We start from the raw sequence: 22,010 nt of genomic DNA on the forward strand, positions 1-22,010 counted from the left end.
CCTTCCGAATCCTCGCACCGCCACCTCCAGCCTTCTTGTTCGTCTCGGTGTGGCGTATCGGTACTGTACCGCCACACATGACGAATAGATCTCCGACGCAATGCCTTTCACCTATCGTCGACCTTGCCAACGGATGACATTATGGCGGCCTAAGCGTTGGCTGAGGCGAGGGATTGGAGATAGTCCCAGAGTGCGCGTTCGCGGGCAGGGTCGTAGGACTCGTCCGAGGACGGAACTTCACGAGTTCGGTCGATGTAGGCACCGGACGGTGCGGCGACGGTGCCGACGATGGCGTCGGCCAATTTTCGCCCGGCGGTGGAGATTCGGTCGGCGAACGGCGTGAGCGCCAACATCGGCAGGATCCACCGGTTCACGAACTGGTCACGCCTGCTGGCTTCCCTGGCCAATCCTGTGCCGGGAACGAGACTCGGGTTGTACGAGACGATGTCGACGCCGTCCGGCAATCTGCGTGCCCATTCGTGCACGAGGTAAATGGCACCGAGTTTGCTGGTGGAGTAGGCCATCCGCCCGGCCGTCACCGTTTTGGGCTCGGGAAACGCGGAGCGGCGTGCGATGGCCTCCGGGGACGTCCACTGCGGTGCGGGCACCAATCCGCCGGTATGTCGGAAATCGCCGAAGTGGGTGTCGCTGACCGTGATCACGACACGTGCCGGCGCGACGAACCGATGTCGAAGCAGGTCGATCAACAGATGGTTGGCGTAGATGTTCACTGCGAATGTGGTCTCGAGTCCGTCGCCGGTGACGTGGACGTTGTCGACGAACTGCACTCCTGCGTTGCCCGCGAACCCCTGCAGCGGCGGGATAGTCCCGTCGTCGACGAGCTGCAGGATGCGCGCGGCACCGGCCCGGATGCTCGCCACATCGGCGAGATCGGTGTCGATGACAGTGACGTGATCGGAGATGGCGCGTAACCGATCGGCGAATCCCGCCGGGCCTGCGCCCCGGGCCAGGATCACCAGGTGCAGGTCGCGATCTCGACGAAGTAGTTCCTGGGCAGCGATGAGCCCGATGCCGCGTGTAGCTCCTGTCATGACCATGCTGCGCATCGGACGACCTTTCATTTGAGTTGACGTTGTCTACTCAGTAGACCGAATTCAGTGAACGCTGTCAACTGATAGATTCGGTGGCGTGACGAAGCGAGCGGAAAGTGCGGCGCAGACACGGCAGGCACTTCTTCGTGCGGCCGCTGAGTTGCTGGATCTGGGCGGGCCGGATGTGGTGACGCTCCGAGCGGTCGGAGATGGCGCAGGAGTGTCACGATCGGCGGCCTACCGGCATTTCGTGGACAAGAATGCACTGCTGATGGCGCTCGCCACCGACGCGTGGATGCTTCTGGCCGACTCGCTCGAGGCGATCGTCGCCGACGGCGAAAAGAGTGCCGATGACGCGATTTTCACAGCGCTGGCAGCGTTGTCCGACTTGGGTGGCGCGCGACCCCACCTCTACCGATTGATGTTCACCGGGCCGGCGGCGTCACCGGCGTCGGTGTCTGCGATCTCGGCGGCCGAGCGGGCACAGGACGCCTTCATCGACTTGGTGAGTCGAGTCTCTGGCGAATCGAGAGCACGACCGATTGCCGGGGTGTTGTTGGCCGCTGCACACGGACTCACCGATCTCGATGTCGGTGGTCACCTGCCGGCAGACAAGTGGGGTGCCGACCGCGCCCATCTCACGCGCCTACTGGTCACGATGATCCCACACGACGGCGAGCTTCGCGAGAACGGCAACCACGCTTAGCCTTTCGCCGCCCGCCCTACCGCCCTACCGCCCTACCGACGGACGTCCTGTCACACAGATCTGTCGGATGCTCGCGGGATCCGTTGAGGGATTGCCATCGGCGCTAGCGGGCGTTCCACGAAAAGCTCTGGGCGATCGTGATGAACATGATCGCCCAGGATTCATTTCCTCAGACCGGGGTTTTCGATGCCATTCCTGGGTAAGTCGCCGGGTGCCTCGGGGCGACGTGCCCGAGAGTACGGCGCAGCAGCAGGGGCTGCGGTACGTACGGTTGCGCTCGGTGCAGCTGCTCCAGCCTGGGTGGATCCGGAGTGCACCGACGCCGGTTGTGGCGCAACAGGTGCCGCGGCAGGAGTAGGTGGAACAACCGGAGGAGCCGGCGTTGCGACCGGTGCCTGCGGCGCGGGAACCGGCGGTGCCGTCTGCCGCGGCAGGCTGGCATCGGCCGAGTAGTTGTACGAGTAGCTGTACATGTCGCCCTTCTTCGAAGGCGTCAATGCCAGCACCACACCCAGGACGTGAGCCCCGATCGTTTCGAGGTTGCCGATGGCCCTATACAACTCGTTGCTCTTGGTGTGTCCGTAGCGAGTTACCAGAAGCGCGCCGTCGCTGTGAGTGGTGAGTACGGCCGAGTCGGTGACCGGCAACAGCGGAGCGCCGTCGACGATGACGTAATCGAACTTGGAGCGTAGCTCGACCATCAGTGCGCGAGACGCTTCCGACCCCAACAGCTCGGATGGGTTCGGCGGCAGCGGGCCGGACGCCAAGGCCTGCAGACCCTCGTATCTGGTCGGCTGCAGCACTTCGTCCACCTTGGCCTGTCCTGCGAGGACGGTGCTCAGACCGACCGAACCGATGAGACCCATGTACTTCGAGATGCGGGGACGACGCAGATCGCCCTCGACCAGAACGACGTGGTGACCGGCCTCGGCAAGCGAGATGGCGAGATTGACCGCAGTAGTCGTCTTCCCCTCGCTGGGAATGGCGCTGGTGACGACGATGACGCGCGGCGGGTGATCGACCTCGAGGAATTGCAGGTTGGTGCGGAGCTCACGGAACGCTTCGGCGCTGGAGGACTGGGCAAGATCCTGGAAGTCGACGGCCGGATGAGTCTTGCGCTCCTTGTCGAACGGAATGGTGCCCACCAACGCCTTGCCGGAGATCGACTCGATCTCACGACGATTTTTGATCGTATTGTCCAACCGGTCGCGAATGAAAGCCAAAGCGACGCCCAGCAGTAGACCGACCGCTGCACCAAGAGCAAGGTTCTGCGTCGTATTGGGGCTTACCGGGGTCGACGCTGCATTTGCTTCTTGGAAAGTCTTCACTCCGGCAGACGGCACACCACCGTCTTCAGGGGTCTCGAGCTCGCGAACCTGGCTCATTAGTTCAGAGGCCGTGGCATTGGCAATGTCCCTAGCGAGCGCTGGGGACGGGTCGGTAGCCGTGATATTAAAAAGGACCGTGTCCGGCGTAGACGATGCCTTCACCTTGCTAGCCAGTTGAGCGGGGCTCATGTTGAGGCCGAGCACATCCAACACTCGCGCGGCCAGGGCCTCGCTACTCACCAGTTCCGAGTACGAGGTGACGAGCTGCTGGGACGCCAGATTCCCCTGGTATGTCTCACTTACCGAGGTCCCCCCCGATGTTGACACGAACATTCTCGCACTGGACTCATATTGCGGAGTAGTCAGCAGTGAAGCGCCCAAAGCCCCAAGGATCGCAACCACCACGGTGCCGGCGACGACGATCCACCGCGCCTTCAGGATTTTCAGATAATCCTGTATCTCCATGCTTCGAGCTCCTCGTCCGTTTCGCACACTACGCAAAGTGACACCGCGTGGCTCAATCGTTACATAGGTAGTCAGATTCTGTGCACTCAGCGAGTAGCCGCCGACGACCCCGCGACTCATTCGTTTGATATAAGCCCACAATCAAGCGAATCACCCATTGTGACGTATCACCGGCCCACGAAGACTGAATCACACGCAATATTTGAACCAGCAGCCGACTAAGACGCGGTCAGGTGGAACGACTACCAGGCCAAACCGGTTAAGCCATGACTAACTTCGGTAACGACGAACCAACAACCGTCCCCGCAAGCCACAGGACGTCATGCACGTACCAACAGGGCGTAGAAATCGATAACTGGCACACCGCATCTCTTAGCCCGGCTCATTACCACAGACCAATACCCGACCGTCTGCCAAATATGGAGGGCTGGGCACATCCGAATACACCCAGTCTCATGCGCTGCAGGACACCGCGCCGCAGTGCTTCAACCTCCACGACATCTGTTCACGGGTAGGCACCATCGCCAACGGGTCAGATCTGCAGAACCAACAAAAGTCGTGAATAATCCCCCTGTGATCCCAACTCTTGGCAAGCGCCCGGCACTCAACGGCATACGTGGAATCGCTGTCTTGCTAGTCATCGCACGCCACGCTATGCCGTCCGTCTTCGGTGGGGCCGGAATGATCGGAGTCGGTCTATTCTTCGTATTGAGCGGATTCCTAATCACCACGCTGCTTGTCGAGGAAAACCACGGTCACGGTCGTATATCACTGTCGAACTTCTACCTCCGCCGCGCGCTCCGCCTCTTACCGGCTTTGGTTGCGATGCTGGTCGTAGTTACGATTTATGGATCCGTCTTTACTAGCGGTACAGAGCGAGCGCATATTCTCGCAAGCGTGGGCTTTAGTGTCACATACCTCGCTGGATACGCAGCCTTCCTCGACTATCCGATTATGGATGGCCTTGGACCAATGTGGAGCCTGGCGGTCGAAGAGCAGTTCTATCTAATTTGGCCCTTAATACTCGTCATGATTTTGAGAGGCAACCGCACCATCCCAACCGCACTGCTGGCGGTATCAGGCACTCTGGTGGTTTCGGTCGCCCTGCGGATTTCAAGCTTCACCATCTGGGGACCCGAAATCTATGAACTACCAACTACCTGGTCGGACGGACTGCTGGTCGGATGTGCACTGGCGCTTCTCTGGAAAGCCGGGAAACTAAACCCCGACCGCTTCAGCACCGGAACAGCATGGGCCTGCTGGACGTTGTTGGCGGCTCTCTCACTCTGGCCGGCGATGAAGGACAGCGCCGTAACCTACACGTTTGGACTGACCGTGGGATTTGCGATCGCAGGCTGGGTCGTATTGCTCTCACTCCAAACCGGGCCGACCATTCTTCAAAAGATGCTAACCATTCGACCACTAATCTGGGTTGGAAACCGCTCATACGCGATCTACCTCTGGAACTTCATCCTCATTACGGCCATACCGAATGATGCCCCATTCCGCCAAGGATTTATTGTATTGGCGGTCTTGGCCACTTTTGTAGTCGCCGAAATGTCGTGGCAGCTCGTTGAACACCCAGCCATCGGACTCAAGGGACGTTTTGCAGCACGGAAAGATCGCCGCAACGCGGCGTAAACCATGAAAATCTCGCACATGAACGCACCGGATCACTTCCCAACGAAACAAGCAACAATCTAGACAATTCATCCAGTACCCCGTCGGCATCGTATAGCCCGCCACACTGCACGCAGCCGCCATAACTGGCTCGACCGGACTCCGGTTCCTGGTTTCAGAACTAGCAAAAACATCAACAGACATTCAGCAGAAGTACCGTACAGTAAAGACATGCGAGCCTAGATAAATACCACTTCACCACCAAGAAAGTTGACATGAGTACAGACAAAAAGGCAGCGAACCTAGCCCAGAAACTATTACTATTCTCTCTCGCACTAGTTCTCACTTCGTGTTCATCCCCCAACCCTTCCGAAACTCCCGATATAGACGCGGCTGCCCCCCAATCAGAGTTACAACCGAGCCCATTCACACTCCCGGATCTATCGGACGATAGCACTCCATTCAAAATCGTCCTGCTTGGAGACAACACCTCCAAATTAGACGGCGGCTGGACGAATATTTTCGCAAACTGGCTAAGCACACGTTACGATAGGACTGTTGTTGTCAACGGTATCGAGGACGGAAACGCGACCAGCTACTCCGTTCTAAAGACAATCGGCCAGGGAAGTCGCACACCCATCGAAGTGTGGAATTCTGCTGTGCCGAACTTAACTGTGCAGCAATTCGCAGAGAGGCTAAACGTTATGCTGCCGTTTGATACTGGAGCTTCCCCGGATCTAATAATCTTCAGCCAAGGGCACAACTCGGGGACAAGGTCGCTCGCACGAACCGCTATTCCTGTCCTTAAATCGATGCGTGCAACCTACCCGCAATCAGCAATCATCGCCGTTCTGCAAAACCCGTGGCTTGCGCAATCGGACTCGCAAAACACGAATAGTCTGAATATACAAGACCTAAGAACGTCCGCCAAGAACTCTGGGTTTGCGACTATTGACGTCTACAGCGCATTCCGAAACGACGCTAGGCCGCTGGAAACACTTTTAGATACCGGAGGAACTTTTCCCAGCGCCGACGGATACATCCTGTGGGCTCAGGTAATGGAGTCCGAACTTCAGTGAGTCTCCACCGCGAAAGGTAGGCCAGACTCCTTATTTCGAAGCAAAACAAATGAGAGAATGAGACAGACTAGAACCTTCATCGCCGCCAAAATGCATATCGCAACCACTAGACCGTAAACATCGAAGAAAACCACTCCGACAACTTGCACCGCTATATCGATACCAACGACCCCTACGCGTAACCGATGAAGAAGCTTCGGACTAAGCATAAAGCGAGACGCCGAGGTCACCCCTTCCAAAAGCTGACTGGACAAGACCGCCAATCCGACGGGTAAAACAAAATCACGCGCTACCACCAAAGCTGTGTAGTCAGGAAACACGTGTGAAACCCCCAAGGCACCGAAGGCACTTACACCAAGAGTAGACGCAACAAAGATGCTCCAGAGCATAGACCTGCGCGCCAGTTCAGGCCCAGTGCGTAACCTCGCCAACGACTTGATAAAGAGCGGCGAAAGCCCTTGGATAATCATGAATGCAGGCGCGAAGACAAGTGCGTAGCTATATCGAAATCCAGCCGACGCATCACTGTTGGAGAGGAGATATAGCAGCAAGATAGCCAATTGGCCTGACACACCAACGTATAACGCCTCTGCAGCTAACCGCCATGAAAATGCGCTTACATCGAGTGGCGGTCGATACCCTCCAATAGCAGATCTAACTAACAGCGTTCCTCCAATCAGGAGAGTCAGGCACGAGCCCGACCAGATCAAGATCAGAAGGACAGGGGAAACTAAGTTGTGAATTATAAAAAGAACTACGCCCAGCGCGGCGTATGCCAGGGCGAGGACAGCAGCCCAAATATATCGAGAATAAAATATCAGCATCTGGTGAGGTGTATCAGAAAGTATTAGAACTACCCCCAGGGTGATCAATGAGACCAACAACATGCTGTGTACATCAGAGTACAGAATCGTAAGCACTACAAAAGCCGCCAACAAGGATCCTGCGCCTGCCCACTTGGTGGCCGCACGCGTACTGAGTGTCAGTTCGGGGGATATTCCAACACGCGCACCAGCAACGACGCGAGCGTTTATCGCACCAGCCCTCACCACGGCAATTACTATAAAGCACACAGACGTCACTACAGCCAAGGCTGCAAATTCAGAGGTTGACAGAATTATTGAACATAGAATATTAAATAGGAAGAAACCGGCAGACCAACTTGCCTGATCGGCCAAGCGAGTTATGACCTTCTTGGCTGCTTCACCTGTCACTAGCGTCGCCCCGAAGTTCATAACTTCCCGTCACGCGCGGTTCCGAAGGCCAACGGCTTCTGTGAGCAACTCTTCTACCAGAAGCTTAAACCTTCGCTCTGTCCAAACAGCTGCTCGAATTCTGGGAAGTTCTGCCGCCGTCAGGATTGCATCTACAAACGCTGAAGTGTTAGACGATTCTGCGGGAACCGAGCGGCCACTCGCACCAGAAGCATCCAACACAGACGAGGCACCAGTCCTGTCGAAACAAACGACGGGTATCCCTACCGCGGTAGCCTCACCGACTACACCACTAGCACCTTCCCGTGCAGACGGATGAATTAGAACGTCAGCCTCGTTCATATGCTTTAGCACTTCTGGCCTCGGCAGCTTTCCAGCAAATGTTATACGATCAGTCAGGCCGAGCCTATCGACTAGCTCAGGAAGGTAGCTCGGTGTACCCGGAAGCGGCGCCCCGAGGATGGTGAGCATACTCCCATTCAACCGCTCATCTTGCATCGCAGCTATTGCAATCTCAAACCGCTTTCTCGGAATCAGGTGACCAACAGCAAGCAGTCGCAGACCTCGACCGTCGGTCCCCCGACTGACCGACAATGGTAAACCATTGATTTGGTCCTGCAAATCGTCCTTGATTACTACGTTGGGAAACGTTCGCACAGTCTTACCGAAATTACTAAAAAGATCTCTAACCGAGTCGTTTTGAGCTAGAACCAAGTCAATGTTCTTTGAAAAGGATCGTCCGGCGCGACGAGCAAGAAAATCACGAATTCGCTGAAGGCGTTTCTCGCGTCTCGACAACTCAGACGTTGGTTCAACATCGTAGACTGCACTGTTCCCGGACGCTCCCACTGGTCCCCATACCCTGAACGCACTTGGTGGAAGCGCCGATATTGGAGTAGGCAACATCTCGGTTGCGAATGTCACGTGGTGACCGAAGATCACATCCTGCGTCCTCGATAGCTCCTTTATCTGACGCTTTGCTCGCGCGAACCACACCAAGTACTCAAGGCGAGTCAGCTGGGGGTTTCTTTCCAAGAAGGCAAGCGGCCGCGGCATATCAATCCCTACTGCGACGACGGTCGAAATTGCCAATCGCTCAAGTTCGGCCTGTACTCTTATCGCCGACCTCATATTCATAAACGCATGCACCGAACACCCGGAAGCGTCTGCTATCTCGCTGGCGACCTTAATAAAAAGCCATCCAATCCCCGTCTCGCTGCTCATATCTGGATTGGCCGCAAACGCCGACATCACAATCGCGGGCCGGCCACCATCGACCTTAGAGTATGTCATTCTCAGAAGACTTTCTGTTTACTTTGAATCTTAAGGATTTGATTCGGACCTGCTGATTGCTGATCGTGATCGCTGATATTTTCTTCTTGGGCCCCTACCCTCACTGCCACCATTGCGATGTACACCCAGGTGAAGGCGAACCACACTGTATTCGTTGTGGAAGAGCAGATTAACAGAGTCGCAGGTACTACCAGCCCAGACCATCGATTCGCGAATCGATAGACGCATCCATAGATAAGACCAATAAATGCCAGAAACCCTATTATGCCTGAGTCATAAGGGACCGCAGCCCAGACCGAACTTAGATAGGGGGCCCCTGTTCCTGTCGTATCGATCGGATGGTATTGCGAAAATGAATTCGCGCCTGATCCGAAGAGCCATCGCGATATGCCGTCTACGTCGGCTAACGCCATGGAGTAGATGTCGAGTCTGTATGCTCCAGTGCCCTGGCTAACATTAAATATGTTCGATACCCTCCACGCGAAGTCGTCGTCGTTCGGCAGACTTGAATTACCGGAGAACACATACAAACTTCCGAGGAGCGCAGCGATACACATGCCCATAGATTGGCTGATCTTTCCCCGCCTGAAAAAGTCGACTATTGTTAAACAGGATATCAAGGCAAGCGCAATCCACGCCGCGCGCGTACCGCTAAGTAGAACAGCAATAGCGAGAATCAGCACCATGGGGTATTGAAGTCGCATCTTAATGTTTCTATTGGCGAACATAACAGCCAACCAGCCTACGCACTGTGCCGCGAAGACATTTACTTCAAACGATAGACCGATCAGGCGACCATCTTCTGCGACCCCGTACTCGAGTGGGAGGTAGATACCGCCAATCTTACTGGCCAAATACAGCGCGATACTCAGTGCTGCGATCGATGAGATAATTATTGTTCCAGACCGGAAGAATAAGTCCTTCTCACTACTGTTCGACAACGCGAAGTAGGTTCCGACAGCAGCAACTATCTGTAAGCAGATCCAGATGCTTCGCAGATGTTCAGGAGCCACGAAGGAGCTGGACAGTACCGTCACCAGCAGCCAAATGGCGGCTGATACAAGTAGCGGCCGTGGGATCTTACTATTGGACAAGCTGCAACTGTTAGATCGTTGTTGTAGCAATATTATTACAAGCACTGGAAGCGCCAATAGTTCGGGACGAAGAGTCCCAAATCCTGCGCTGACCACAAGCCCATTTGCGGTGACTGCAAAGAAGTACACCGCCCATGCAAAGCCTCTATTCATGCTGCAAAGGGTCAGAACCGCAAGCCCACCAGCTGCCGCTAGCGGCAGCATCCAGTACTTGCTGGCACCAACCGCGCCAAAGATTAAGACGCCCAGGTAGAGTGAAGCGAAGGCAAGTCCATGGGTAGCTCTGGACGTCATTAGCAAGTGCCTCTCATCATTCTAGGCGAAGCTCTTGAGTGCGGCTGCGTAGCGTTCACCAACGGAACGCGCGGCGAACTGATCGACGGCATCCGGCCAATGAGCGCGGTCTCGGAACAGTTCGTCCAACTTCACCATTCCTCCGGGTCCACACAGGCTGATGAGAAAACCTTCTAGATCTTCTACCGACTCGATGACCTTCCCGACGCCCGTTGCATTAACAATTTCGGCCGGCCCTGAGCCATCCAACACGACGGGATATGCGCCACAACTGATCGCCTCCACCACCGTCCGTCCGAAGGCCTCATGCTCCGATAGATTGACAACTAAGTCACATTTTCTCATATATGGGCCTACCGCGCCCACTCTATCCAAGAACTGGGATCTCGGCATCCGGGAGACCCGCTCTCGCAAGTCCAACTCGAACGGGGTACGACGGTCCGCTTCTTTGGTACCACCAACAACCATCAAATTTAAAGCGCCCTGTGGCATAGCCTCGACGGCGGAGACTAACTGGTGAACTCCCTTGTGCGGTACTATCTGTCCAAAAATCCCCACCGTCAGTGGAAGTCGTGCATTCCTATGTTGATTGGTCGTCTTGTCGACTTCCACTGGTCTTCCAATTACCCTTACTTTGGGACTGAGCGTCAAACCACTGCTTCGAACTATCGACAGCGAAGGCGCAATTACTCCCGAGCAGAAGTTACCGATAAATTTCGTAAGCCTTACACTTTGGCCACCAGAAAAAGTCTCATGCAGGTCAAGCACACATGGTATTCGACGAATTCGGCTAGCAATAATCGTCTCCGGCGACTGCCAAAGACTAAAAGATAGAGCTAGATCGAAATCCTTCAGCACTTTCGCCAATCGCACGCCAGATGCAAGTACGTTAAATGGCTCTTTCGCGATGTCGTTTCGTGACGCAGTAGAGAAGCTGCCGCCAGCAAGAGCCGGGTGCTTCGCAAATCGGTATTCAATGGCACGATGGTTTCGGGTATCCAGAATTCTCTTGAATGGAGATCCCTGAGCCAACACGGTTGTAGCTTCGATTCCTTGTTGTTTGAACTGCTCAAGAAGGATTAGAAGGCTATGCTCAGCCCCCCACACGGACGCAGATTCAGTCACTATTGCAACTTTCACATCATTTATGAGCTTCCCCTTTCTCCAATTTGCCGCGCCGGAACGCCACCGACAATTGAGTACGCGCGGACTTCGTCGCGGACCACAGCGCCAGCCGCGACAACAGCACCATCGCCTATGGTTACCCCAGCAAGAATGGTGGCGCCGGCCCCTATCCACACGTCATTCCCAATCGAGACCGGGGATCTCGACTCGCCTTGCTGTCGAATGTTAACGGTTCTTTCCTTGAAAATATGATTTTCAGATACTATAGTTACATTTGGTCCGAGCAGACAGTCCTTACCAATCCGGACGCCACCCTGGCCGAGTATAATATTCCCGGCTCCTACAGCTGACCTGTCGCCAATAACGATGCCGATCCCTAGGTTGCGAATTACACCGCTACCCCTGAGCGTAGCCCCGTCATCGAGTGTGCAACTATTCCCTATTGATACACCGTTGATGGAAAGCGCGTTTATAGCTACGCGTGATCCGAATACGACGTTGCTGCCCATTTCGAGTCTCGACCTTGAACGAATCGTCACCCCACTACCAAAGTAAGCAGACGGGTATCCCCGCAGAGCAGCCCTAAGCCTCTGCCTAATGCGGTAGACGATTTCGGAGGCTAGGGATGCGGCGGGTACATTCGAGTCAATCGTCGCATCTATGCCTCGCGATCTTGCGTAGGCATTGTTAACCATGGATATGATCAGCCCAGAACGCTTATTCATTCCGTTACGCCCTGTCCGTCCATGATCACTGTGCGCATTTTACGAACCACTTCTTTCCATGTCGTTGGCACGGACGTAGGTCCCGGGCTACTCGTGGCGAGCGATTGACGGATCGCCGTTCCAATTTGATCGACTGACAGTGGGTCGACAAATGCAACCCCGTCGGGCAGTACCTCTCGAAAGACCGGGATATCGCTGACCAATGCCTTCGCACCTAAACTGACAGCTTCGACTGGCGGTAGACCGTAACCCTCATCCAAAGAGAGGTAGCAAAACAGCGAACAATTTTCGTACAGCCACCGCAGGTTTTGGTCGTCCACGTGCCCAAGTAGAATCACACTACCGTCGTCAATTGCGGACGTGATCTGACGTCCCAGATCGGGAACCTTTCCTGACCTTCCGCCGACTATCACAAGCGGATTCGTCGGCGTTACCGCTCCTGATCGAAGCGCGCCAAGAATCGTATTTATCAAGTTCTTTCGAACGTTCAGTCGGCCAACGGATAGAATGAATGCGTGTGGTGTTAATTGGTACCCGGCAGGCGGGATCGAGTCCAACTTCAGGGAGCTCGGTAGTCCCAGCCCTGTTACCTGCACCTCATTCGAGTTGGATATGAACCTTTCAATTCGCCTCTTCTCATTAATGGTTGAAGTGAACAGATTATTTGCGTAACGCGCCATTGGTAACATGGCGCTCAGGTAGATACGCTCTTTTCGCGTAAACCATTCAGGGTTAGTCTTAAAGATTGCATCATGCACGAATACGTTCGAGTTTGAAGCGATTGAGCTAAAGTTTTGTGAGATAATCGCATCCATTGCATACTTTTTAGAGATATGTGGTAATTCGATTGCATTAATCAGCGGGTGCGCGCGAAGTCGCGTGGATATTACCTGGAGCTGAGGATTCGCCTTTGTGACTGTCTTTCCGGAGGCTTTAGGAACAGCGAGCGCGATGTGGTCGTCCGGAAACTCTGTTTGCCATGCTCGGACCATTTCTTTCAGAACCATGGCACCGGATGGCGGCCCGTTGTTCCACCAGTACGCATCGAAGACGATTCTCAACTTTGGCACGAGGTCAACACCCTATTCGTCCGCTAATCCTGCGTTTTCGGCAACCTCGGTTCGCGCTGCGGGCAGGTTGGAGTCCACCAGTCGCAGCAACAAGTCCTCATAGCCCCTGCAGACCCTCTCCCAGGTATACAGGTCTTGGGCTCGCTGGAAGGACGCAGCGGCCGACTCGGCTTGCCAATTGCGATCGGTCATCACGCGACCGATTCCCGCGATGATGCTTCCACAATCTGGCTGCACAAAAGTTCCAGCGCTAGAGAGCACTTCGCGGTTGTACACGGTATCCCGGGCAACGGTGGGAGCCCCACACGCCATCGCCTGGACCAACGCCGGATTCGTCCCCCCGACGCTGTGACCATGAAAGTAGGCACCCGCATGCTGCCATAGCGAGAAGAGCTTCTTGTCGTCGCTAACATGACCCAGCCACTGCACGCGGGGCGATTCCTCAGCCAACTTCTTTGCCGCGAGGTCTAGCTCTCCGCCGTAGCCGGAGGAGCCGACGATCACGACGTTCCATTTCTTGCTGAGTTCCCTGGCTGCTTCGAGGAACTCGGGAACAGTGTTTTCGGGAACGAACCGAGCCACGATCAAGACGTACTCTCTGGACTTCAGGCCCTCGACGACCGGAAGCCGGTCAGGAGCGTCGCCGCCGTAGGGAATGAACACTCCGTCGCGCCCGAAACCGTGCTGCCATCGTCGCCGAATCTCATGCGAGTCGCAAACCAACTCCGATGCATACTTCGCCGTCAGTCGAGCTCCGCCACGAAACACCCGCTTGGCGTTGGTGCCCCACTTCGCTCGCTCCCATTCGATACCGTCGACATTGACCACCGTCGGAATGCCGCGAGAACGGAGGAGTGGAAGCCAATATCCGTTGGCCACGTTCATGATCAACGCAACGTCGGGCTTGCGACGGGCCGCGCTGAGCGACGACGTCAAGCCGTAGCTGAGCGTACTGAGTGACTTGGTTTCGAGACCCTTCGTCATCACAGATGACACCCGCGAGTCCAGCATGGGGTCCTCCGTCTTGACTGCGCCTGGACGTCCATAGACGGTCACGTCCCAGCCTTCTTCGGCCAGGTATGGCCCCAGACGCCTGACCAGCGTCTCGAATCCGCCATAGTAGCTCGGGTATCCCCGCGTACCGATGATTGCAACCGACTTGCTCATTGAATTCCTGACCCTCCCGACACGAGAACAGCGCGACGAACACCCGACTTGGGCAAACTCAATACGCCCCGTCGCTCCCAGCTACTGCCTTCATGGTCTTGGCAATGATCAGCAGATCTCCCACCATCGACCAGTTCTCGACGTACGAAAGGTCCAACCGCACAGTCTCTTCCCACGACAGGTCCGATCGGCCGCTGACCTGCCACAGACCCGTGACTCCAGGCTTGACCAACAGTCGCCGACGAACCTCACCGTTGTAGGTCTCGACCTCGCGGCGCAGCGGAGGCCTCGGCCCCACCACGCTCATCTCACGCTTGAGAACGTTTACGAACTGCGGCAGCTCGTCGAGACTGAAGCGCCGCAGAACCTTGCCGACGGATGTCACCCGCGGATCGTCACGCATCTTGAACAGAACCCCGCCGGCGCCCTCGTTCTGATCGAGGAGGTGGGCAACCTGCTTATCAGCGTCCACGGTCATGCTGCGGAACTTGATCATCGAGAACGGCCTGCCGTCGATGCCCATCCGTTCGGACTTGTAGAACACCGGACCACGACTGGTGGTCTTCACGGCGATAGCAACAGCCAGCAGGATCGGCGAGATCAGTGCCAGCACCAGAGCGGCGAAAGTGAGGTCGAACGCGGTCTTGCTGAAGCGCGTCGCTCCGTTGTACTGAGGCTTCTCCACGTGGATCAACGGGAACCCTGCGACGGGCCGCATCACCAATCGCGGACCGGCAACGTCGACGACTCCCGGCGCAACCACCAGGTCGACGTTCGTCTTCTCCAGATCCCAGATCATCTTGCGGATCCCCTTGTGGCCGAGGTGCTCGGTGGCCGTCACCGCAACAGTGTCTGCACCACACTCCTCGATCGCCTCGAGCACGTCGTGCTCATCGCCCAGTACCGGGATGTCGGTGCCCTCGACGTGAACCAGGCCGTCCCGCGGAGCCTCGTACCCGGGCATGCAGATTCCGACCACCGCGTAACCCGAGGAGGGGGACCTCTCGAAGGACTGTGCCATCGACACCGCGGCTGAACGGCTGCCCACGATCAGGACGGACGTCTTGTACTCGCCCGTGCTTCGAAGCCGATTGACGACCTTGCGCCAGATCCACCGGCTCATCAGCAGTGCGATCAGCCCGACCGGCAGAGCGATAGCCAGATACAGGCGAGCGATGTCGATGCGGAACAAAAGAGACACGATCGCGATCACACCGAACAGGCGGAACGTGGCCGATACGATGCGTCGGTACTCCTCCGCACCGTTGCCGATGACTCGCGGGGATCGCGTACGGAAGATCGCAAGAAAAGCGATCCACACTCCGGCGATGACGACCGACAGGCCCGTGTACGACACCGTCGAGAGGAGGCCTGTGGATTCGACACCACCGAAGCGCACGATCTGAGCCAGACCCACCGACAGAGCGACAACAACGACGTCGGTCACCCGAAGCCGCCGGACGTATTGGCTCTCCCATACGTGGCGCGACGTGAGCCTTCGAGCCACCACCGCGTCCTGTCGACGCGGAGATCCCCACAGAGAGCGCTGTGCAGCCCCGACAGATGCCACGTGCTCCCCTCCTCTGTACTCGAGTGCTCACCATCGGTCAGCACATATCCGATCCAGACCAATCCGAATTTCAACTGGTATCGAATTGAAATAGTCCCACGTGGATAGCGCTACCACCACGCGAGCGATGCAGATCACAAATCAATAACAGCGTTCAAGGTGTTTACCACACCGAAGCTAACGGTGCTACGCCGTAGGCCGTGCAGCCGAAAAAAGCCGCCATAGAGCCGAGAACTGTTACGTAGCAACTGAATTGCGCTTGACATGTGATGCCTAACAAGATCCACAGCTGTTATTCGGCAAATATCCACACAGAGCAAGTCGCACGCTTCAAATGACAAACCAGCGCACGTGATTAGTACCGTAAATCGTGCTAAGCACCGAATACAAATCGGAAACCGGTACTAAAGACCATTCTCGCCGGTTAGGAGCTCGCAATCAGCGAGAATTCATTCGACTGAACGACGCCTGCGATTCACAACGATGCAGCAGCGATCAAGGACGACCCAGCCCGCGATAGTTCCATCCCGCCGCCCGCCACTGCTCCGGGTTCAGGCAGTTGCGCCCGTCGATCAGCGTCTTCTTGCGCACCGCGCCCTCCAGATCCTTCGGAGCGAGGGCCTTGAATTCCTTCCACTCCGTCAGCACCAACACCACGTCAGCACCCTCGCAGGCTTCGAGCGCTGAACTGCTGTAGGTCAGGGTGGGGAACAGGGCGCGGGAGTTCTCCATCGCCTTTGGGTCGTACACGTTGACCGCGGCCCCCTGGAGCTGGATCTGCCCGGCAACGTTCAGGGCCGGTGAATCGCGGACGTCGTCCGAATCGGGCTTGAAAGCTGCGCCCAGCACGGCGACCCGGGCACCGAGCAGAGACCCGCAGGCCTCGCGTGCCAGCTCGACCATCCGAGTACGGCGTCGCATGTTGATGTTGTCGACCTCGCGCAGGAACGTCAATGCCTGGTCAGCGCCCAGTTCACCGGCCCGCGCCATGAATGCCCGGATGTCCTTGGGCAGGCAACCACCGCCGAAGCCGATACCGGCATTGAGGAACTTGCGGCCGATGCGCTCGTCGTGGCCGATGGCGTCGGCGAGCACGGTGACATCTGCCCCCGCGGCTTCGCACACCTCGGCAATGGCGTTGATGAACGAGATCTTGGTCGCCAGGAACGCGTTGGCCGACGCCTTGACCAGCTCGGCAGTCGCCAGATCGGTGACCAGAAACGGGATCTTCTCCTCGAGCAGCTGCGCGTAGACCTCGCGAGCCAGCTCCTCGGCGCGACCCGGCCGGGCACGATCGACGCCCAGCACCAGACGGTCGGGGTGCAGAGTGTCCTTGACGGCGAAGCCCTCGCGCAGGAACTCGGGGTTCCATGCGACCTCGACGTCGTCGCCGGCCGGCGCGAGTTCGCGAGCGATCTTGCCGAGCCGCTCCGCCGTTCCAACGGGGACGGTGGACTTACCGAAGATGACGGCCGGCTTGGTGAGCAGCGGCGCGAGAGTTTCGATGACCGAGTCGACGAACTTCATGTCGGCCGCGAACTCACCCTTCTTCTGGGGAGTACCGACACCGAGGAAGTGCACCTCTGCGAAGTCCGCAGCTTCCTGATACGACGCAGTGAAGCGCAGCCGTCCGGCGGCGATGTTGCGCTGCAGCACCTCTTCGAGACCGGGCTCCCAGAACGGGACCTCGCCGGCTTCGAGCTTCGCGAGCTTCGCCGGGTCCACGTCCACGCCCAGAACCTCGTGGCCGAGCTCGGCCATACATGCCGCGTGAGTGGCACCGAGGTAGCCGGTACCGAACACAGTGATTCGCATTTGTTCCATTCCCCGTCGGTCGTTCTGAACAATGGCGTACTCGACAAGAGCCCGTGACGACCCGTCACAGTAAGTTCCTGTAGGACAGAGCCTTCAGGTCACGCACACACAAGGGAATAGTAAACACAGGCGATCACGCCCGTCACCCAGGAGACTGCGGTCACAGGACTAGCTGAACAACCAGCAAAGCGAAGGTTTCTCAGCGACGAACGGGAAACTGCGGGTTTTCCGGCTCCTCGACGGCCTCGGCGCAGCGGTGAATGAAGTCGCTCAATTCGGAGCGAACATCAGGAGCGAGAAGATCCAAGGGTGCCTCGGTGCCGTGATACTCCGCAAACGCCGAGGTGTAGGCGTCGACACTGTCGGAGATGACTGCGTGCAACGACGTGGACCTGTTCAGATGAACCTTCGCGATCACGTCGATGCGATCTGCCAGAAAATCGTGAAACGTGTTCTGCCCCATGGAAACATCACGTCCGTTCTGCGACACAGTTGTCATTGCGCAATGATACGAACAAAACCGACCGACCGCAGGATGAGCGTCGGAGCTATTAGTACGCGCCGTCGCTCTTGAGGACGGCGACAGCGGTCTTGGCGATGATCAGCAGATCCCCTGTCATGGACCAGTTCTCGACGTACGAGAGATCGAGGCGCACGCTCTCCTCCCACGACAGATCCGATCGGCCACTGACCTGCCACAGCCCGGTGATGCCCGGCTTGACGAGCAACCTACGGCGGACTTCACCGTCGTACGTCTCCACTTCGCTGCGCAGCGGCGGCCGCGGACCCACCACGCTCATCTCGCGCCTGAGCACGTTGACGAACTGCGGCAGCTCGTCGAGGCTGAACTTGCGCATCACCTTGCCCACCGGGGTGACCCGTGGGTCTTCGCGCATCTTGAACAACACCCCGCCGGCCCCTTCGTTGAGGGCAGCCAGTTCTTGCACTCGCTTGTCGGCATCCTGGACCATACTGCGGAACTTGATCATCTGGAAAGGTTTGCCGTCGATGCCCATTCGCTCGGACTTGTAGAAGATCGAGCCCTTGCTGGTGAGCTTGATGATCACGGCGAGGGTGATCAGAACCGGTGAAATCAGCAGCAGCACCGAAGCAGCGAACAGGAAGTCGAACGCCGTCTTGCTGAATCGCTTCGCGCCGTTGTACTGCGGCTTCTCGACATGGATGAGCGGGAAGTTCGCCACCGGGCGCATCACCAGACGCGGACCTGCCACGTCCACCACTCCCGGCGACACCACGAGGTCCACCTTCTTCTTCTCGAGGTCCCACACCATCTTTCGCAGTCCGTGATGGCCGATGTGTTCGGTGGCCGTCACCGCGACGGTGTCTGCACCAGAGGTCTCGATGGCCTCGACGACACTGTGTTCATCACCGAGTACCGGAATCTCGACGCCGTCGATGGTGAACGACGAGTCGTTGCCGGGCTCGTAATTGGGCAGGCAGATACCGACCACGCTGTAACCGGCTTCGGGGGAACGCTCGAACGACTTGGCCATGGCCAGAGCCGAACTACGACTACCCACGATGAGCACCGAGGTTTGGTATCCGCCACGAGCACGTTTGCGCGACACTACTTTCCGCCATACCCATCTACTCAGGAGAAGCCCGACCAGTCCGACGGGTAGTGCGATCGCGAGATACAGGCGGGCGATGTCCAGACGGAACAGCAGCGAGAGGATCGCGATGGTTCCGAAGAGCCGGAACGTGGCCGACACGATACGGCGGTACTCCTCCGACCCGTTGCCGATCACCCGTGGTGAACGGGTGCGGAAGATGGCGAGAAACGTCAGCCACAGAATGGCCAGTACTCCGGATATCCCGAAGTAGCCGACGATGGACCACGGCTCGCGAAAATCGATGTCACCGAAGCGAATGATCTGCGCCACCGTCACCGCACCGAGAACGACCACCGTGTCGGTGACACGGAGACCCTCGGTGTAATGCGTTTCCCATTCACGACGCGACGTCACCCTGCGCAACCGTCGTGCGTCGCGCCGTGAGACGACCGAACTCTGCGCTTCCAGATCGCTGACTGACACTGATTTCCCCTCGGTACGTACGCGTTGCCGAACCCCTGCGTGATCGACACAGCTCCGTGCCACCCCGTCGTGCAGATTATCTTGTCGTACTTATCGTGTCACTTGGTAACGGTATGTTGATCGACACGAACCCGCAGGTCGTTACATGTTTCTACTGCATTAACCAGACGCGTCCGCTGCGTTGCCGACTTCTCCGGAAGCCCCATTCCGGTCACTCTCGACCACCTATTAGCGCCGCATTCACGGCCTGTGTCAAGCATTGTCGGTCGAACGTCGGATGCTCGGGGACATGCCGACGAACGCCTCCCACATCCGCCGTCCCAGTTCCCGTTGCCCCTCGCCGTTGTAGTGAATCTTCTCGGTCTCGCTGTTGTAGAGCCCCCTAGGACCCGGCACGTACGCCACTCCTGCCCTACGTCTGGGCGTATCGGCGTGTACCGCATCGATGACGGCGTAGTTCGCTTCCCCTGATTCGATCTCGTCCGGCACCATCTGACCCACGACGAACGGAACGTCGCCGAACTCGCCGCGCAGCGTGTCGATCAGGCTGTCGAGCTTCTCCGCGTACACCGGCCCGCTCAGCAACGGCACATCGCTCTCCCCTTGATGCCACAGCACCGCCGCGAGCTCGTTGCCTGGCTTGGTTGCCAGTCCCGTTCGGATGCGCTGCAATGCATCCCAGAACAGATTGACTCGCGCCCCGGTGTCCGCCGGATCCCAGGAGATACCGTGAATCCGTGCGAAGCCCGAATCACCGCGCGCATACGGAACCAGCAATACCGGCCTACCCGTCGCGTCGGCGAGCCGCGCGGCAAACGTCGGAGCGAATCCGACTGCCTTGGAGGGCACTTCGTGGAACAGCGGATTGCTGCCCGCCACGATGGTGTTCTTCGACCGGCCCGACGCAGCCCACTGATGCACCCGCGGATGCGGCGCATCGAGACCCGATCGATCCAACCCGCGACCCCCACCGTGTGCATTGGACTGCCCCAGCACCGCCACCACCAGATACGGTTCGTCGATCGTCTCCACCGGAATGCCGCGTCCGAGACGCTTCTTCACGACGTCCTTGGCCCGCACCTTCGCGTTCTGTCGAAACCCCATGACCCTTCCCCTACTCACGTGCAGTCGTTCTGCGCCGGTGTCCCGGCGAAGCGATCCCCTATCCATTGATTGACGTTGTCGCCGTTCACGTCCCCGTGACCACGACCGGCCTGCCGGTCGATGGTGATGACATCGCCCAGCCTGCATGCCGACTGCAGTGCCGCATCGGTCCACGCCACGTCGATGTAGGTGTCGGCATCTCCGTACGCCACCAGCATCGGTGCCGACGCCGGTCCCTTCGGCAGGGCCATCTGCGTCAGCTCGTCACGCAGCGCCGCCGCGGCCGCAGGGGAATCGGGTGCAAAGTCGTTGCTGCCGAGCCTCTTCGCCGCATCGGTGCGCGCACCCGCCTTGTCCGTTGTGCACTGGGTGAGCGTGTCCCAGTCCCGCTCGGCGTTGCCGCTGCGGTAATCGTCGAGATCGACGTTCTCGTCACGCCGAGCGAGTGATTCGAGTATCCACTGCAGCACCGGCCCCTGGTCCTCCGTCAACGTACCCGCCACCGCCTTGTCCACCAGGCCCACCATGTTCGCGGTGGGTGCCAGAGCCACGGCACCGACCAGATCGAGCTCCGGCGCGTAGGAGCCTGCAAGTTCGTTCGCAGCCCAGGCAGCACCACCGCCCTGTGAACCACCGAACGCAGCCCACTGCGTACCCACATCGGGAAAGACCGTACGCAATGCCCGTACGGCATCGATCACGTCGTAGCCGGCGGTGATGTTGTCCAGGTACGCATGGTTGCCCGCATGCCCCAGGCCCTCGTAGTCGGTGATGGCGACCGCGAATCCGGCTGTGGTGTAACCCTGTACGAGCGCCGACGCGCCCAGCAGCGACGCGGACCTCGACGGCGCGCAGGCCTCCTCGATACCCGTGGTGCCGTGGGCGTAGGAGATGACGGGCCACCCTCCCTCGGGCGCATCACCGGAGGGGGTGAACACCGTGCCCGATACCTCACGCTCGCCCACACCCGGCTGCACCGAGCGGTACACCACCCTCGCGGCATCGATACCCGACATCCGCACCGGCAGCGGTAGATTCGGCATCGTCTCGGCACTCACGATGGAGCCGCTTCCGGTACCGGGATCAGCAATGTCCATCGGCTCCGGATCGGACCCACGCACCACCGATGCCAGTGCCCCCTGCGCCTGACTTCCCAGCGGCACCACAACGGCGCATCCCGCGAGCAGAGGCAGGAGCATCAGCGGCGCGGCGAGCCTACGGACGGTGTGCAT

The 22,010-nt window shown here is 58.0% G+C and carries 18 protein-coding genes and 1 pseudogene; 3 read left to right on the forward strand and 16 right to left on the reverse strand.

From position 1 onward, the window contains the following. Window positions 1-149: 149 nt before the first annotated feature. The gene (locus CH295_RS06505; RefSeq protein ID WP_094740305.1) at window positions 150-1,067 is read right to left on the reverse strand and encodes an SDR family NAD(P)-dependent oxidoreductase; all 918 of its coding nucleotides are present in this window, start codon (window positions 1,065-1,067) and stop codon (window positions 150-152) included. An 82-nt stretch (window positions 1,068-1,149) separates the two neighbouring features. On the opposite strand from CH295_RS06505, the gene CH295_RS06510 reads away from it, so the two are divergent. Then, window positions 1,150-1,758: a TetR/AcrR family transcriptional regulator gene (locus CH295_RS06510; protein WP_094740113.1), complete on the forward strand. Its 609-nt coding sequence runs from the start codon at window positions 1,150-1,152 to the stop codon at window positions 1,756-1,758. A gap of 161 nt (window positions 1,759-1,919) precedes the next feature. Here CH295_RS06510 and CH295_RS06515 read toward each other — a convergent pair whose 3' ends face one another. Together CH295_RS06515 and CH295_RS28595 are read right to left on the reverse strand one after the other, a co-directional pair. Continuing rightward, window positions 1,920-3,143: a tyrosine-protein kinase domain-containing protein gene (locus CH295_RS06515; RefSeq protein WP_502694472.1), complete on the reverse strand. Its 1,224-nt coding sequence runs from the start codon at window positions 3,141-3,143 to the stop codon at window positions 1,920-1,922. 159 nt (window positions 3,144-3,302) lie between these two features. After that, window positions 3,303-3,671: pseudogene (locus tag CH295_RS28595) on the reverse strand (YveK family protein); the annotation flags it as partial. A gap of 453 nt (window positions 3,672-4,124) precedes the next feature. On the opposite strand from CH295_RS28595, the gene CH295_RS06520 reads away from it, so the two are divergent. Both CH295_RS06520 and CH295_RS27475 read left to right on the forward strand, forming a co-directional pair. Beyond that, entirely contained in the window at window positions 4,125-5,192 is a 1,068-nt protein-coding gene (locus CH295_RS06520) for an acyltransferase family protein (protein ID WP_170945778.1), read from the forward strand. 254 nt (window positions 5,193-5,446) lie between these two features. Then, window positions 5,447-6,250, forward strand: coding sequence for an SGNH/GDSL hydrolase family protein (locus tag CH295_RS27475; protein WP_141216972.1), 804 nt, complete (start codon window positions 5,447-5,449; stop codon window positions 6,248-6,250). On the opposite strand, the gene CH295_RS27480 is transcribed toward CH295_RS27475, so the two are convergent. The 13 genes from CH295_RS27480 to CH295_RS06585 all read right to left on the reverse strand — a co-directional run bounded on the left by CH295_RS27480 (window position 6,244) and on the right by CH295_RS06585 (window position 22,010). Next, on the reverse strand, window positions 6,244-7,464 hold the full coding sequence (locus CH295_RS27480) for a hypothetical protein (protein ID WP_141216973.1): 1,221 nt from the start codon (window positions 7,462-7,464) through the stop codon (window positions 6,244-6,246). The two genes, CH295_RS27475 and CH295_RS27480, sit on opposite strands and share 7 nt — an antisense overlap. A gap of 30 nt (window positions 7,465-7,494) precedes the next feature. Then, entirely contained in the window at window positions 7,495-8,757 is a 1,263-nt protein-coding gene (locus tag CH295_RS06530; protein ID WP_094740117.1) for a glycosyltransferase family 4 protein, read from the reverse strand. A gap of 2 nt (window positions 8,758-8,759) precedes the next feature. Continuing rightward, window positions 8,760-10,145, reverse strand: a complete 1,386-nt coding sequence (locus CH295_RS06535) for an O-antigen ligase family protein (protein WP_094740118.1) — start codon at window positions 10,143-10,145, stop codon at window positions 8,760-8,762. A gap of 21 nt (window positions 10,146-10,166) precedes the next feature. Further along, window positions 10,167-11,270, reverse strand: coding sequence for a glycosyltransferase family 4 protein (locus CH295_RS06540; protein ID WP_170945779.1), 1,104 nt, complete (start codon window positions 11,268-11,270; stop codon window positions 10,167-10,169). Window positions 11,271-11,290: 20 nt separating this feature from the next. Further along, window positions 11,291-11,995 (reverse strand): acyltransferase, encoded by a 705-nt coding sequence (locus CH295_RS28505; protein WP_094740120.1) that lies wholly within the window; start codon window positions 11,993-11,995, stop codon window positions 11,291-11,293. Continuing rightward, on the reverse strand, window positions 11,992-13,065 hold the full coding sequence (locus tag CH295_RS06550) for a glycosyltransferase family 4 protein (protein ID WP_094740121.1): 1,074 nt from the start codon (window positions 13,063-13,065) through the stop codon (window positions 11,992-11,994). The genes CH295_RS28505 and CH295_RS06550 overlap by 4 nt, the downstream gene beginning before the upstream one ends. 12 nt (window positions 13,066-13,077) lie before the next feature. Continuing rightward, window positions 13,078-14,232: a glycosyltransferase gene (locus tag CH295_RS06555; protein WP_094740122.1), complete on the reverse strand. Its 1,155-nt coding sequence runs from the start codon at window positions 14,230-14,232 to the stop codon at window positions 13,078-13,080. A 58-nt stretch (window positions 14,233-14,290) separates the two neighbouring features. Continuing rightward, a complete protein-coding gene (locus tag CH295_RS06560; RefSeq protein WP_094740306.1) occupies window positions 14,291-15,772 on the reverse strand; it encodes a sugar transferase in 1,482 nt (493 codons plus the stop codon). A gap of 525 nt (window positions 15,773-16,297) precedes the next feature. Beyond that, entirely contained in the window at window positions 16,298-17,617 is a 1,320-nt protein-coding gene (locus tag CH295_RS06565; RefSeq protein ID WP_094740123.1) for a UDP-glucose dehydrogenase family protein, read from the reverse strand. A gap of 199 nt (window positions 17,618-17,816) precedes the next feature. Beyond that, window positions 17,817-18,116 carry a hypothetical protein gene (locus CH295_RS06570; protein ID WP_141216974.1) on the reverse strand — a complete coding sequence of 100 codons (300 nt, stop codon included), beginning with the start codon at window positions 18,114-18,116 and terminating at the stop codon, window positions 17,817-17,819. A 52-nt stretch (window positions 18,117-18,168) separates the two neighbouring features. Next, window positions 18,169-19,659, reverse strand: a complete 1,491-nt coding sequence (locus CH295_RS06575) for a sugar transferase (RefSeq protein ID WP_094740307.1) — start codon at window positions 19,657-19,659, stop codon at window positions 18,169-18,171. 267 nt (window positions 19,660-19,926) lie between these two features. Further along, window positions 19,927-20,778 carry a sialate O-acetylesterase gene (locus tag CH295_RS06580; RefSeq protein WP_094740125.1) on the reverse strand — a complete coding sequence of 284 codons (852 nt, stop codon included), beginning with the start codon at window positions 20,776-20,778 and terminating at the stop codon, window positions 19,927-19,929. Window positions 20,779-20,792: 14 nt separating this feature from the next. Further along, window positions 20,793-22,010 carry a lipase family protein gene (locus CH295_RS06585; protein WP_094740126.1) on the reverse strand — a complete coding sequence of 406 codons (1,218 nt, stop codon included), beginning with the start codon at window positions 22,008-22,010 and terminating at the stop codon, window positions 20,793-20,795.

The organism is Rhodococcus sp. 14-2483-1-2 (genome assembly GCF_002259405.1).
Taxonomy (GTDB): domain Bacteria; phylum Actinomycetota; class Actinomycetes; order Mycobacteriales; family Mycobacteriaceae; genus Rhodococcoides.